We start from the raw sequence: 13,660 nt of genomic DNA, 5'->3' as shown, positions 1-13,660 counted from the left end.
TAGCTCACGCCCGCTGCGGAACCTCCGGGGGAATGGCTGCGAGGAGACTGCGGGTGTAATCGGTTTCGGGATCGTGCAGAATCCGCGACGCCGGACCGGTCTCGATGACCCTGCCGTTCTGCATCACCGCGACGGTGTCGCTGATCTGCTCGACGACGGCGAGGTCGTGCGCGATGAACAGGAAGGTCAGCTCCTTCTCGCGCTGCAGACCGCGCAGCAGGTCGAGGACGCCGGCCTGCACCGACACGTCGAGAGATGCCGTCGACTCGTCGAGGATGAGGATCTCCGGTTCGGAGGCCAACGCACGCGCGATGCAGACGCGCTGCCGCTGTCCGCCGGACAGCTCGTGCGGATAGCGGCCGAGGAAGGACGCGTCGAGGCTGACGTCGTCGAGCAATCGCTGCGCACGACTCCGCATCTCGTCGCGTCCGGACGTCAGTCCGTGTGCGCGGAGCGGCTCGGCGATCGACGCGGCGACCGTCATCCGCGGATCGAGTGACGCAGTCGGGTCCTGGAACACCATCGCGACCCGGCGTCGGAGCAGCGCCTCGTCGGCACCGCGGACGCCCACCGCCTCGACCTCGCGCCCGTCGACAGAGACGGTGACCCTGCCCGTCACCGTCGTTCCCTGGCCGGAGGTGATCAGTCCGGTCACAACGCCTGCGACCGTGGACTTCCCCGACCCCGACTCGCCGACGATGCCGAGGGTCCGGCCGCGTGCCACCTCGAGATCCACCCCGTCGATCGCATGCACCACGTGCCGACCCGTCGGTCCGCGCACCACGTACTCGACGCCGAGCCCGCGTACCTGCAGCACCGGCTTCTCGGCGACGTCCTTCGCCGGTCCCACGCCGGCGTCCCGGTCCTCGACCTTGCTCAACAGCGGCCGCGAGTCGAGGAGCTTCTGGCTGTACTCGTCCTGCGGGTCGTCGAAGAGTGCTGCCACCTCCCGGCTTTCGACGATGCGACCCGAACGCATGACCATCACGCGGTCCGCGATCCGGCCGATCACCCCGAGATCGTGACTGATCCAGATCACCGCCATCCCGCGTTTGCGCTGTAGGTCGGCGACGAGGTCGATGATCTGTGCCTGTGTGGTCACGTCGAGGGCGGTGGTCGCCTCGTCGGCGATGAGCAGCTCGGGGTCGCAGGCGAGGGCGATGGCGATCATCACGCGCTGGCGCTGGCCGCCCGACAGCTGGTGCGGGTATGCGCGCAAACGGCTTTCGGGATCGGGCAGGTTCACGTCGCGCAGCAGTTGGAGCGCGCGGTCGTGTGCCTGGGCGCGGTTGAGGCCGAGGTGTCGGCGGGGTCCCTCGGTGAGTTGCTGTTCGATGGTGAGCAACGGATTGAGGCTCGACGACGGGTCCTGGAAGACGAACCCGACCTTCGTCCCGTGGAGGGCACGCAGCGTCGACGGTGTGGCACCGACGATCTCGGTCTCGCCGAGTCGAGCAGATCCTCGGACGTAGGCGCTGGGGGCGTCGAACAGGCCGGTCGCCGACAGCACGCTCAGCGATTTCCCCGATCCGCTCTCGCCGACGATGCCGAGGGTCTCGCCGCGTGCGACCGTGAAACTGATGCCGTGCACGATCTCTCGTGGCCCGACCCCGACGATGAGGTCCTCCACATCGAGCACCGTGTCCTCGGCGACGGCGCGTGCCGGCTTCGGCTTCGCCGTCGCAACGGTCGCGGACCCGCGGTCGTGTCCGCGGTTGCGCAGCAGTGTGCGCTGTCGCGGATCGAGCACGTCGCGCACCCCGTCGCCGATCAGGTTGAACGCGAACACGGTGAACAGGATCGCGAGGCCCGGGAAGACGCCCATCCACCAGGCGGTGGTGATGAAGCCCTGGGCATCGAAGAGCATCCGGCCCCACGACGGGTCGGGCGGCTGCACACCGAGCCCCAGGAAGGACAGTGCCGCCTCCGACAGGATGGCGAACGCGAGGGAGATCGAGGTCTGCACGATGACCGGTCCCGAGATGTTCGGCAGCACATGGCTGAACAGGATGCGGGAGGTGCGCACGCCCATCGTCCGGGCCGACTGCACGTACTGGGTCTGCCGCACCCGCAGGGTGTCGGCGCGGGCGACGCGGGCGAAGATCGGGATGTAGACGACGCCGATGGCGATCATCGCCGACGTGACACCGGGTCCCAGGACCGCGACGATCGCCAGTGCCAAGAGGAGCACGGGGAACGAGAACACCACGTCGACGATGCGCATGAGGGCGGTGTCGAGCACCCCACCGGCGAATCCCGCGACCATGCCCAGGATCACGCCGACGGTCAGCGAGATCGCCACGGCGATCACCGCGACCCGCAGGCTCACCGACGCCGCGAGCACGACCCGGGAGAAGACGTCGCGGCCGAGGTCGTCGGTGCCGAACAGATGCGACCAGCTCGGTGCCTGCAGTGCGTTCGGCACGTCGATCGCGTTGGCGCCGTAGGGCGCGATGAGCGGTCCGAGGATCGCGGCGAGGACGACGACCGCGATGATGACCAGTCCCGCGACCGACGCCCGGTTGCGGAGCAGCAGTCGCCAGGCCGAGTCCGTGGCCGCGGGGGTTTCGGGTGCGGTGGGGGTCATGACAACCGGATCCTCGGGTCGATGACGGCGTAGAGGATGTCCACGACGAGGTTCACGAGCAGGAAGATCACCGCGATCAGCAGGATGGCGCCCTGCAGCACCGGGTAGTCGCGGGCCGCGACCGAGTCGTAGACCAGCAGTCCCAGACCCGGCCAGGCGAACACGACCTCCACGACGATGACGCCACCGAGCAGTCCGGCGAACTGGATGCCGGAGATGGTGAGAACGGGAACCAGTGCGTTGCGCCCCACGTGGTCGAGCATGATCTTCTTCTTGCTCAAACCCTTTGACTCGGCCGTCGTGACGAACGGCGTGTTCACCACTTCGAGCACGGACGACCGCACGTACCGCGTCATGATCGCGCCGGTCACGACCCCGACCGTCACCGCGGGCAGGACGAGATGCTCGAACCAGCCGAGCGGGCCGTCGGCGAACGGCTGGTACCCCGCCGACGGCAGCCAGCCGAGCGCGGTCGAGAAGAGACCGATCAGCAGGATGCCCATCCAGAAGTCCGGGACCGAGATGCCGAACTGGCTGATGACGCGAATGACGTTGTCGGCCATGCGACCTTCGCGGAGAGCCGCCCACGACCCCAGCGGGATCGCGATGAGCAGGGCCACCACGATGGCGGCTAAGGCGAGCGTGATGGTGGCGGGCAGGCGGTCGAACAGCATGGTCGTGACCGGTTCGCTGTTGCGGAAGCTCACCCCGAGGTCGCCGGTGAAAGCGTTGCCGACATAGGCGAACAATTGGCTCGCCAGTGGCTGGTCCAGGCCGGAGGCACTGCGCAGCGCCTCATACGATTCCGGCGTGTACCGCGTGCCGAGCGCGATGCGGACCGGGTCGCCGGGCACGATCTGGATGAGGAAGAAGACCGCGACGATCACGCCGAGCAGCACGGCGACGGTGTAGGCGAGCCGGATGAGGATGAAGCGCAGCAGCGGTGAACGGAGCGCGGTCACGTCAGCTCCTCTCCAGCCGGGCGGACCGGAACCGGACGGCTTTGTCGGACCGGACCGTGTACCCGTGGAGTTCCTTCGAAAACGCCTGCGTGGCAGACGGGTTGTAGAGGTACAGGTAACTCACGTCGTCGGCTATCCGACCGGCGGCGTCGGCGTAGATGCCCTTGCGGGTCTCGACGTCGAGTTCGGTGCGACCCCGGTCGAGCAGCGCATCGACCTGTGGGTTGGAGTACTTCTGCGAGTTCGACGTCCCCTTCGAATGATGCTGGGCGTAGTAGAAGTCGTCGGGATCGATGTTGCCGAGCCAACCGAGCAGGAGGGCGTCGAAGTCGCCGGCGGCCTGACGGTCGAGCCAGGCGCCGAAATCGAGTTGTTCGATCTTGACGTCGATCCCGACGTCGGCGAGATTCGACGCGATGACCTGCGCCGCGGTCACGGTCTCGGGATACTCGGTGGTGACCATGAGCCGCATGTCCATCGACGTGATACCGGCCTCGCGCAGCAGGCTTTTCGCTTTGTCGACGGCCTGGGCGCGGTCGAGGCCCGCGGTGTAGCGGTCGTAAGGAGCGAACCACGGGCTGGTCGGGGGGATCGCGAGCTCGTTGGGTGTGGCGGTGCCGTATCCGACGACCTGCGCGATCGACGGGCGGTCGATGGCGTAGGCGACGGCCTGGCGTACCCGGGTTTCCTCGAACGGCTTGGCGTCGAAGTTCATCGTGACGTACCAGTAGTCGTTCGCCGTGACGGTGCCGACCTCGAGCGTGTCGTCCCGGGACAGGATGCTCAGCTGCTGTGCGGGAATCGCGTCCGTCCAATCGATCTCACGGGAGCGCAGCGCCGACACCGCAGTCGTGCCCTGCGAGATGAAGCTGTAGTTCACGCCGTCGATGGCCGGCGGGCCACCCCAGTAGTCGGGGTTGGACTTCAGCACGATCGAGGCGCCGGGGGAGCGGGAGACGAACGAGAACGGGCCGGTGCCCACGGGTTTCGTGGCGATCTCGCCGGATTCGACGTTGCGCCGGTTGACGATCGCCAACCCTTTGAAGCCGCCGATGTTGGTCAGCAGGTTCGGGGTGGGCTCGCGGACGGTGAACTGCACGCGCCGGTCGTCGAGCGCGGTGATCGATTCGATGGCCTCGAGCTTCCACGCGTTCGACAGTTCCTCGTCGAGGATGCGTCGGAACGAGAACTCCACGTCGGCGGCGGTGAGGGGGTCGCCGTTGTGGAAGGTCACCCCGGGGCGCAGCAGGAACGTCCACTGCCGGGCGTCGGGGCTGACCTCCCAGCTCTCGGCGAGAGCCGGCTGCATCTGCAGGTTCTCGTCGGGTTCGACGAGGGTGTCGAAGACGTTCTCGAGGACCTCGAACGTGAAATACGAACTGGACTTCTGGGGATCGAGCTGGTCGGGTTCGCCGGCGATGGCCACGCGCAACGTGTTCGGCGACGTCGACGACCCGCCGCACGCGGCGAGTGCCGAGGCACCGAGAAGCGCCGTACCGGTGACCCCCGCGGCCCTGAAGAAGGTACGCCTGCTCAGGCGAGATCGACCCCTCACCCGACCGGCCCCTGCCCCGACCACGAGGCCGACCCACCGGGTGAATCGGTCATCGCTGTCCTCCCACCCGGTGATCGCTCACACCTGGGGTCTGCATCGTCCGTGTTCTGCAGTCTGCCCCAGGTGTGGGACCCGTGCAACCGTGCCGGTTCGGCGGTGGTGGGATCAGGTTCGGTGGCGAATTCGGTTGACAGTCAACCGGATCAGCCGTTGACCTTCGCGATCACGTTGTCCGCGTACCAGTTCAGATGATCGATCTTCTTCTGCAGTGGCTCGGTGTCGTCGCCCTTCACGTAGGGCAGACGGAAGCCGACGATCACGTCGGTGATCCCCTTGTCCTCCAGTCGCTTACATCCGTCGACCGTGTAGGCGTCCGTCGAGATCACATGGATCTCGAAGGGGTCGTTCGTCTTGCCCTCGGCCTTGCGGATCTCGTTGATCCGATCGAGGAGGGTGTCGAGTTCTTCGTGCGTGCCACCGCCGTGCATCCAACCGTCGCCACGGATCACCGCCCGTTTCAGCGCGGCATCGGCGTGACCGCCGACGAGCAGCGGGATCGGCTCGGTGGGAGCGGGCGTCATCTTGATCTTCGGGATGTCGTAGAACTCGCCGTGGAACTCGAAGTACTCGCCTGTGGTGAGGCCACGGATGATGTCCATGCACTCGTCCATCCGCTTGCCGCGCCGGCGGAAGTCGACACCCATGAAGTCGTAGTCCTCGGGCCACGGGCTCGTGCCGACGCCGAGTGCGAGGCGGTTACCGGTGAGGTAGGCGACCGAGCTGGCCTGCTTGGCGACCAGCGCCGGCGGGCGAACAGGGAGTTTGAGCACGAACGGGGTGAAGCGAATGGTCGAGGTGACCGCTCCCAGCGCCGCGGCCTGGATGAAGGTCTCGATGAACGCCTTGCCGTCGAGGAACTCGCGGTTGCCGTCGGGCGTGTACGGATACTTGGCGTCCGATTGCTCGGGGTAGGCGAGCGAGTCGGGGATGGTGAAGCCGGCGTACCCCGCTTTCTCCGCGGCCTGCGCGAGCGGCGCGTAGTACGACGGGTCGGTCATGGCCTCGGCGAAAGTGAACCGCATCTTGCTCCTCAAGGACGTCCAGACGGAACTCTCCCCACAGTAGAACACGTTCTAGTTTGCGCGGGAAGAGTCCGGCATCGACGCAGGTGGAGGCTAGCGTGGCAACCCGGAAAGCGGGTTGTTCTCCCGTGCGCCCGGCCCCGGTCGCACGCGGACGTCCGCCAGCTCGACCTGCTCACCGCAGGCCGAGCAGTGAGGTTCGACGGTCATCGTGTTGCCGCAAGAGTGCAACGACTCCACCGGTGCGCCGTCGTCGGTGGTCCACTTGTCGCCCCACTGGCGTAGCGCGGTGACGACCGTCCACAGATCGCGACCCTTGTCGGTGAGGCGGTAGTCGTAGCGGACCGGGTTGTCCTGGTAGGGCTCCTTGGTCATCACCCCGTGCTCGACGAGGGTGTCCAGGCGCTGGGTCAGGACGTTGCGGGCGATGCCGAGTCGCGTCGAGAACTCGTCGAACCTCGTCACGCCGAACAGGGCGTCGCGAACGATGAGCAGGGTCCACCACTCGCCGACGATCTCCAGGCTCTGGGCGACGGAGCAGTTCATGTCGGTGAAGGAAGCGCGACGCATGACCTCGACCATAGTGGGTTGCGTGAAGCAACTCAACCTGATTGCATGAGTTTCATGAAACAACTCAGCAGGCAGCGAGACGCTGTCAACGGTCTGGCGGAAGAATTCGGGGCATTGCCGGTTGGTTCCGGGAGGTGGGCGGCCACCATCGACCAGAGCTGGTGGGGCTGGTCGGGTCCATTCGGTGGGGCGATCGTCGCGCTCGCCGTACACGTCGCGGCCGATGCCGTGCCAGGGGCGTCGGTTCGCGCGGTGGACCTGCGGTTCGTCGGCAAACCGGCCGGCGGCGAACTCATTTTGACGCCATCGGTCCGGGAGGTCGGTCGGCACACGCGGATCATCGACGTAGCCGTCACGCAGGGAGCCGGGGAGATCGCGATCGCCTCGGTGACGGCGGGGCGGGTCGGCGACGCCGCTCACGATGACATCGTCGACATCGCGGCGGCCGTGCCGGGTCCGGAGGGGCTCGCACAGTTCGACATCCCGCCGGAGATCGTTCCCATGGGCGGTCACCTCGACCTCCGCCCGGTCGACGGCCCACTGCCGCTGACCGGCTCCGCCGACTCGTGGATGCGTGCGTGGATCTCCACGCGCACCCCCATGGCACTCGACGCGGCCTACCTCGGCCTGCTGGCCGACTGTCTACCTCCGGCCGTCTTCCCCACGCTGACCGCACCGCTGGCCATCCCCACCGTCGCCTTCTCGATGCACATCACCGCACCGCTCGACGATCCCGAACCCGCGCCGATCCTCGTGCACACCCGCAACATCTCCACGTCGGGCGGCTGGTCCGTCGACGACACCACCCTCCGTGACCGCAACGGTCGGCTCCTCGCCTCCGCCCGGCAGAGCCGCCGCGTCGTGGGGTGGTCGGCCCGATGACCTCCACACGCACCGAAATCGATTCGCCTGCAGGGCCGCCGACTTCGGCCCGACCCGGGTTCACGCTTCTCATCTTGTCCGGCGCCGCGTTCATGGCCAGCCTGGACGTGTTCATCGTCAACGTCGCGTTCGACGACATGAGCGCCGACTTCGGCGGTGCCGGCCTGTCCGCGATGTCGTGGATTCTCAACGCGTACGCGATTCTCTATGCGGCATTGCTCGTTCCGGCAGGTCGGATCGTCGACCGTTATGGACGCAAGGGTGGATTCCTCCTGGGTCTCGCACTCTTCACCGTCGCCAGTGCAGCCTGTGCTGCAGCACAGGGAGTCTGGTGGCTGGTCGCGTTCCGCGGGCTGCAGGCCGTGGGTGCAGCGATCCTGACGCCGGCAAGCCTCGGGCTCGTGGTGTCGACGCTGCCACCGGAGCGTCGTGCGCGTGGTGTGAAGATCTGGGCGGCCACCGGAGCGCTCGCCGCCGCTTTCGGTCCCGCCGTGGGCGGCATGTTGGTCGAGGCGTCGTGGCGGTGGGTGTTCCTGGTGAACATACCGGTGGGCATCGCCGCCCTCGTCGCGGGAGCACTCGTTCTCGTCCGCTCCCGAAACGACTCTGTGACAGCGTTTCCCGATGCTCTTGGCGCCGGCCTGCTCGTCGTGTCGGTGGGTGCGTTGACTCTTGGCCTGGTGCAGGGCAGTGAGTGGGGATGGGCGGACTCCCGCATCGTCGGCGCGTGGATTGTGGCGCTGGTGGCGTTCGCGGGATTCGTCGTCAGTTCCCGACGCCATGCCGAACCCGTCATCGACCCGGCGCTGCTGCGGGTCCGGACCTTCTCCTACGCCAATGTGGCGATGTTGCTCTTCTCGATCCCGTTCGCCGGTGCCCTACTAGCCAATGTTCTCTGGTTGCAACAGGTCTGGGGATTTTCGGCGATCACCACCGGGCTGGCCGTGTCCACCGGGCCTCTCATGGTCCCGATCTTCGCCGCGGTTGCCGACCGCCTGAGTACGCGGGTTCCGGTCGGAGTGCTGGTGGCGGTGGGGTGCGTCCTCTTCGCCGTCGGCGTCGCGATGGTCGCGCTGTCGGTCGACGCCAGCCCGGACTTCGCGACCGAGATGCTGCCCGGCTGGCTCATCAGCGGTATCGGTGTCGGCTTCGCGATGCCGTCCATCCTGTCCTCGGCGACGGCAGATCTACCCGCCCATCAGGCGGCGACCGGCAGTGCGGTGGTCAGCATGAGCCGACAGATCGGCATGTCATTGGGAGTCAGCCTGTTCGTCGCCATCGTCGGGACCGCGGTGCTCTACGACGACGTCCGCGAGGCCTTCGTGTCGGCGTGGTGGGTCCTCGCCGCCATCGGGGTGGTCGGCGGCGTCGCCGCGCTCGGTATGACCCCGCGCGCCGGTCGCTGAAAAGAGTTGCGGCAGTTGGTTCCGAAATACGGAACCAACTGCCGCAAGAATTCTTGCCGTCTCAGGGTCTCGTGAACCGCTCCCGGCGACCCAACCCGCGCAGCCGCACCCACTCGGCGAACGCCTTCGGATCACGTTGCTGCACAAGGAAGAACCAGCCGAAGCGGGCGTACTCCTGGGGGAGCAGCTTGCGCATCCCGGGCTGGCTCATGAGGTAGCCGCGGTTGCGGTAGGTGAAGTAGCGCTTGGTGTCGTTGTCCGGGTATTGGGTGTGCATGCGGCCACCCAGGATCGGGCGGAACTCCGCGGAACCGTCCGGATGCAGGTAGCCGGCGCGCAGGCAGGTACCGAACTTCACGCCGGAACGCACCAGGCGTCGGTGCACCTCGACCTCGTCGCCGCGGAAGAACAGCCGCAGGTCGGGGACGCCGACCTGCTCGAGGCACTCCGCAGAGAACAGCGCGCCGTTGAACAGCGACGCGATGCCGGGCAGCAGGTCATCAGACTGCGCTTCACCGTCGGCAAACAGCTCAGAACGCTTACGACGCCACACGAGTCCCCGCCGCAGCGGGAAGGCAAGGGTGTCCGGGTCGTCGAGGTTGGCGACCACCGGCGACACCTCGTCGAGGTCGTGACGCTTCGCGCAGTCGAGCAGCGTCGACAGCACCGACGATCCGTCGGGCCGGCCGTCGTCGTCGGCGCACCACACCCAGTCGGCGCCGAGTGCGAGCGCATGCAGCATGCCCAGTGCGAAGCCGCCCGCGCCGCCGAGGTTGCGCTGCGACCCCAGGTACGTGGTGGGAACGGGCTGGGCGGCGACGAGTTCGGCGACCTCGGGTTCGTCGGCATTGTCGACGACGATGAGGTGGTCGACGGGCCGGTCCTGACCGGACACCACGGCGAGGGATTCGGCGAGCAGTTCGACGCGACGGTGGGTCACCACCACCGCGATCACCTTCTCGGGCCGGGCCTGTGCCACTAGGACGTACCCTCCGAGTCGGCCTCGACCTGGGCGATCACCTTGCGGACGTGGGCTGCGGCGCCCGGGCCCTCATAGGCCTCGACGACCTCTTCGATGCCGCCGTCCATGCGGATCTGGCCGTGGTCGATCCACAGCGCGCGATCGCAGAGCTGGGCCAGGAACTCGTTGGAGTGGCTGGCGAAGACCAGGATTCCGGAACGCTCGACGAGCGCCTGCAGACGGCCGCGAGCCTTCTTCATGAAGTCCGCGTCGACCGCGCCGATGCCCTCGTCGAGGATCAGGACCTCCGGATCGATCGACGTGACCACGCCGAGCGCGATACGCACGCGCATACCGGTGGAGTAGGTCCGCAGCGGCATCTGGAGGTAGTCGCCGAGTTCGGTGAACTCCGCGATGTCGTCGATCTTCTTCAGCATCTCCTTGCGGGTCATGCCGAGGAACATGCCGCGGATGATGATGTTCTCGTAGCCCGAGATCTCGGGGTCCATGCCGACACCGAGGTCGAAGACCGGGGCCACGCGTCCCTGCACCCGGCACGCACCACGGGTGGGCTCGTAGATACCCGACAACAGTCGCAGCAGCGTCGACTTGCCGGCGCCGTTGTGGCCGACGAGACCGATGCGATCGCCGTGCTTGAGGTGCAGGTTGATGTCCTTGAGCGCCTCGACGACCACGACATTCGACGCGTTGGAGCCGATGACGCCGCCGGCGGCGCCGAGGACGGACTTCTTCAGCGAACGCGTCTTGGCGTCGAAGATCGGGAAGTCGACGCAGGCATCCCACGTGTCGACGCGGACCCGGTTGTCGAGGTTGCTGTTCTTGGCCATCAGTCTCGTCCCTACACCCAGTACGCCACGCGGGCGCGGTAGTTGCGCATCACCAGCATGCCCAGAACCCACCCGACGGCGGTGCATCCGAGGACGACGGCCCAGTGGTAGAACTCCACCGGCTCGCCGAGCAGCGGTCCGCGCGCGATCTCGAGGTAGTGGAACATCGGGTTCAGCTCGACCAGCTTCAGCCGCGACGAGGTCTCACCGGTCGCGCTGCTCAGGCTCGACGTCGTCCAGATGATGGGCGTCATGAAGAACACCAGCTGCACCGCGGTGGTGAGGAGCTGACCGATGTCGCGGAAGCGGGTCGACAGGATGCCGAAGACGATCGTCACCCACACCGCGTTCAGCACGTACAGGCCGATCGCGGGGACGACGAGCAGAACCGTCCAGTTCAGCGGTGGTGTGAAGATCGCGAAGATGATCACGATGATCACCACGTTGTGGGCGAAGATGATCAGCGACCGCCAGACGACCCGGTAGACGTGCACGCTGACCGGGGCCGGGAGCTGTTTGATCAGGCCCTCGTTCTTCGCGAACACCTCCGCGCCGTCGAGGATCGAGGTCTGGATGAAGTTCCAGAAGATGAAGCCCAACGCGACGTAGGGCAGGAACACCTTGATGTCCATGCCGAACAGCTCGCCGTACAGCAGGCCCATCGCGGTCGCGGTGACGCCGGTGGCGATGGTGATCCACAGTGGACCCAGGACCGACCGGCGATACCGCTGCCTGATGTCCTGCCAACCCAGGTGGAACCACAGCTCGCGGCTGGCGAGACCGTCGCGGAGGTCCTTGACCGCACGCGCGAAGGTGCGTGACTCAGAACTCTCGGGACGCGCGGGTATCGCGTCGTCGTCTACTACCGCTGACACGAGGAGTCAGCGTACCCGCGCCGGGAGTCAGAGGTACTGGCCGGTGCTGTGCCCCGGACCGCCGCCGGCTCCCGGCATGCCCGGGGGCAGCGCACCCTGACGCATCTGTTCGAGCTGGGCGCGGGCGGCCATCTGCTGGGCGAACAGCGCTGTCTGGATGCCGTGGAAGAGACCTTCCAGCCAGCCGACGAGCTGGGCCTGGGCGATGCGGAGCTCGGCATCGGACGGCGTCTGCTCATCGGAGAACGGCAGTGCCAGCCGCTCGAGTTCTTCGCGCAGCTCGGGGGCGAGACCCTCTTCGAGTTCGCGGATCGACGACTCGTGGATCTCGCGCAGCCGGTTACGCGACGCCTCGTCGAGAGGTGCGGCGCGCACCTCCTCGAGGAGCTGCTTGATCATCGTGCCGATGCGCATGACCTTCGCGGGCTGTTCGACCATGTCGGCGACGCTCGTCGACTCCGACGACTCGTCGTCGGCCTTCGAACCGTCGGCGCCGGCGCCCACCACGATCACGTTGTCGGAGTCGCCCGCGCCGAAGGGGCTGCCGGGCATCGAACCGGGTCCTGGAGTGCCATCGATTGCCATGGTTCCCATTGTGCCCATTCGCGCCGACCGAGACCTCGTCGGGCGCGCAGATCGTTCGCGTGCCGGCGCCGACCGGAGGAGGTGAACGGCGGGAGCAGAGGCGTCTATCCTCGTGCCATGGCTTTCGACGTCGCCTATGTGCGTGGATTGATTCCATCGCTCGGCGACGGGTGGATTCACCTCGACCCGCAAGCGGGTATGCAGGTCCCGGATTCGGTCGCCACGGCGGTGACCACCAGCTTCCGTCATCTGGCGGCGGCTCCCGGAGGCGTGTACCCGTCGGCCCGTGCGTCCGCGGACGTCACCGACAGCGCCCGACGCGCGATCGCCGATCTCGTGGGTGGCGACGCCGCGGGAGTGGTCCTCGGTCCCTCGCGCTACGCGCTGCTGGCCTGCCTGGCCGAGGCGCTCTCCCCGCACGCGTTCCTGCGCGGCGACGTGGTGGTGACCCGACAGGACGACGAGCCGAACATCGTCCCGTGGGTCCGCGCGGCCGAACGGTATGCCGGCCGTATCCGGTGGGCCGAGGTCGACGTCGAGAGCGGCGCGCTGCCCGCGTGGCAGTTCGGTGACCTCATCACCCCCGAGACCGAGGTCGTCGCGGTGACCCTCGCCTCGTCGACGACCGGCGCCATCACCGACATCAGCGAGATCACCCCGCTGGTCCGCGAGGCGGGCGCACTGTTCGTCGTCGACGCCACCAATGCCGCGCCCTACCTGTCGCTCGACATCCACGAACTCGGGGCCGACGTCCTCGTGGTCTCCGCCGAACGCTGGGGCGGTCCGCGCATGTCGGCGATGGTGTTCCGCGAGCCCCAGGTCATCGACCGTCTGCGGCTGATGTCGATGGATCCGGCCGCCAAGGGCCCGGCACGACTCGAGCCGGAACCACACCCGGGGTCGATGCTTGCCGGAGTGGTGGCCTCCGTCGAGCACATCGCCGGGCTGGACGAGGACGGCATCGGCAAACGCCGTCGGCGTCTGGTCACGTCACTCGACGGTGTCTACGAGTACCTGCAGCGTCTCACCTATTACCTGGTGACGACGCTGACCCAGCTCAACCACGTCAACGTGGTCGGCACCGAGGAGAACCGGGTGCCGCTGGTGAGCTTCACCGTCGACGGAGTCAGCGCCGACAAGGTGGTCCGCAGGCTCGCCGACAACGGCGTGTGCGCGCTCGCCGACGTGCCCAACCGAGCGCTGGTCCGGATGGGCGCCCCCGACTTCGGCGGTGCCGTCACCGTGGGCCTCGCGCCCTATTCGACGCCGTACGAGGTCGACCACCTGGTACGGACCCTCGGTTCGCTCGCCTAGGCCCGTCTGCAGCGTTTCTGCACGTAATTCACT

12 protein-coding genes are annotated in these 13,660 nt (G+C 67.3%); 3 read left to right on the top strand and 9 right to left on the bottom strand.

The window, feature by feature from the left end; all coding sequences use genetic code 11:
* Positions 1-4 precede the first annotated feature (4 nt).
* From LQD00_RS12065 to LQD00_RS12045, 5 genes are all read right to left on the bottom strand, one after another.
* Positions 5-2,587 (bottom strand): ABC transporter ATP-binding protein/permease, encoded by a 2,583-nt coding sequence (locus LQD00_RS12065; protein WP_232717461.1) that lies wholly within the window; start codon positions 2,585-2,587, stop codon positions 5-7.
* On the bottom strand, positions 2,584-3,549 hold the full coding sequence (locus LQD00_RS12060) for an ABC transporter permease (RefSeq protein WP_232717460.1): 966 nt from the start codon (positions 3,547-3,549) through the stop codon (positions 2,584-2,586). Before LQD00_RS12060 ends, LQD00_RS12065 begins: the two co-directional genes overlap by 4 nt.
* 1 nt (position 3,550) lies before the next feature.
* Positions 3,551-5,104, bottom strand: a complete 1,554-nt coding sequence (locus tag LQD00_RS12055) for an ABC transporter substrate-binding protein (RefSeq protein ID WP_232717458.1) — start codon at positions 5,102-5,104, stop codon at positions 3,551-3,553.
* Between the two features lie 203 nt (positions 5,105-5,307).
* Positions 5,308-6,186, bottom strand: coding sequence for a TIGR03619 family F420-dependent LLM class oxidoreductase (locus LQD00_RS12050; RefSeq protein ID WP_232717456.1), 879 nt, complete (start codon positions 6,184-6,186; stop codon positions 5,308-5,310).
* 93 nt (positions 6,187-6,279) lie between these two features.
* Positions 6,280-6,756 carry a winged helix-turn-helix transcriptional regulator gene (locus LQD00_RS12045; protein WP_232717454.1) on the bottom strand — a complete coding sequence of 159 codons (477 nt, stop codon included), beginning with the start codon at positions 6,754-6,756 and terminating at the stop codon, positions 6,280-6,282.
* 54 nt (positions 6,757-6,810) lie between these two features.
* On the opposite strand from LQD00_RS12045, the gene LQD00_RS12040 reads away from it, so the two are divergent.
* Together LQD00_RS12040 and LQD00_RS12035 are read left to right on the top strand one after the other, a co-directional pair.
* The gene (locus LQD00_RS12040; protein ID WP_232717538.1) at positions 6,811-7,638 is read left to right on the top strand and encodes an acyl-CoA thioesterase; all 828 of its coding nucleotides are present in this window, start codon (positions 6,811-6,813) and stop codon (positions 7,636-7,638) included.
* Positions 7,635-9,044, top strand: coding sequence for a DHA2 family efflux MFS transporter permease subunit (locus LQD00_RS12035; protein WP_232717452.1), 1,410 nt, complete (start codon positions 7,635-7,637; stop codon positions 9,042-9,044). Before LQD00_RS12040 ends, LQD00_RS12035 begins: the two co-directional genes overlap by 4 nt.
* A 61-nt stretch (positions 9,045-9,105) precedes the next feature.
* Here LQD00_RS12035 and glfT1 read toward each other — a convergent pair whose 3' ends face one another.
* The 4 genes from glfT1 to LQD00_RS12015 are packed head-to-tail and all read right to left on the bottom strand — an operon-like array spanning position 9,106 to position 12,313.
* Positions 9,106-10,023: a galactofuranosyltransferase GlfT1 gene (gene glfT1, locus LQD00_RS12030; protein ID WP_232717450.1), complete on the bottom strand. Its 918-nt coding sequence runs from the start codon at positions 10,021-10,023 to the stop codon at positions 9,106-9,108.
* Entirely contained in the window at positions 10,023-10,853 is an 831-nt protein-coding gene (gene wzt, locus LQD00_RS12025) for a galactan export ABC transporter ATP-binding subunit Wzt/RfbE (protein ID WP_232717448.1), read from the bottom strand. Before wzt ends, glfT1 begins: the two co-directional genes overlap by 1 nt.
* An 11-nt stretch (positions 10,854-10,864) precedes the next feature.
* Entirely contained in the window at positions 10,865-11,728 is an 864-nt protein-coding gene (gene wzm, locus LQD00_RS12020; protein WP_232717446.1) for a galactan export ABC transporter permease subunit Wzm/RfbD, read from the bottom strand.
* A 27-nt stretch (positions 11,729-11,755) separates the two neighbouring features.
* Positions 11,756-12,313: a bacterial proteasome activator family protein gene (locus LQD00_RS12015; RefSeq protein WP_232717444.1), complete on the bottom strand. Its 558-nt coding sequence runs from the start codon at positions 12,311-12,313 to the stop codon at positions 11,756-11,758.
* A gap of 117 nt (positions 12,314-12,430) precedes the next feature.
* Between LQD00_RS12015 and LQD00_RS12010 the strand changes: the two genes are divergently transcribed.
* Positions 12,431-13,627 carry a cysteine desulfurase-like protein gene (locus LQD00_RS12010; RefSeq protein WP_232717443.1) on the top strand — a complete coding sequence of 399 codons (1,197 nt, stop codon included), beginning with the start codon at positions 12,431-12,433 and terminating at the stop codon, positions 13,625-13,627.
* Positions 13,628-13,660: the final 33 nt, after the last annotated feature.

The sequence above is a fragment of the Gordonia metallireducens genome (assembly GCF_021245825.1).
In the GTDB taxonomy this organism is placed as follows: domain Bacteria; phylum Actinomycetota; class Actinomycetes; order Mycobacteriales; family Mycobacteriaceae; genus Gordonia; species Gordonia namibiensis.
The sequence above is the reverse complement of the archived record's forward strand: the minus strand, read 5'-3'. Positions and strand labels throughout refer to the sequence as shown.

Coding starts and splice junctions, on each gene's coding strand:
- wzt (WP_232717448.1), bottom strand. CDS start 10,853: ATGGCCAAGAACAGCAACCTCGACAACCGGGTCCGCGTCGACACGTGG.
- LQD00_RS12065 (WP_232717461.1), bottom strand. CDS start 2,587: ATGACCCCCACCGCACCCGAAACCCCCGCGGCCACGGACTCGGCCTGG.
- LQD00_RS12040 (WP_232717538.1), top strand. CDS start 6,811: ATGAAACAACTCAGCAGGCAGCGAGACGCTGTCAACGGTCTGGCGGAA.
- LQD00_RS12015 (WP_232717444.1), bottom strand. CDS start 12,313: ATGGCAATCGATGGCACTCCAGGACCCGGTTCGATGCCCGGCAGCCCC.
- LQD00_RS12010 (WP_232717443.1), top strand. CDS start 12,431: ATGGCTTTCGACGTCGCCTATGTGCGTGGATTGATTCCATCGCTCGGC.
- LQD00_RS12045 (WP_232717454.1), bottom strand. CDS start 6,756: ATGCGTCGCGCTTCCTTCACCGACATGAACTGCTCCGTCGCCCAGAGC.
- LQD00_RS12035 (WP_232717452.1), top strand. CDS start 7,635: ATGACCTCCACACGCACCGAAATCGATTCGCCTGCAGGGCCGCCGACT.
- LQD00_RS12050 (WP_232717456.1), bottom strand. CDS start 6,186: ATGCGGTTCACTTTCGCCGAGGCCATGACCGACCCGTCGTACTACGCG.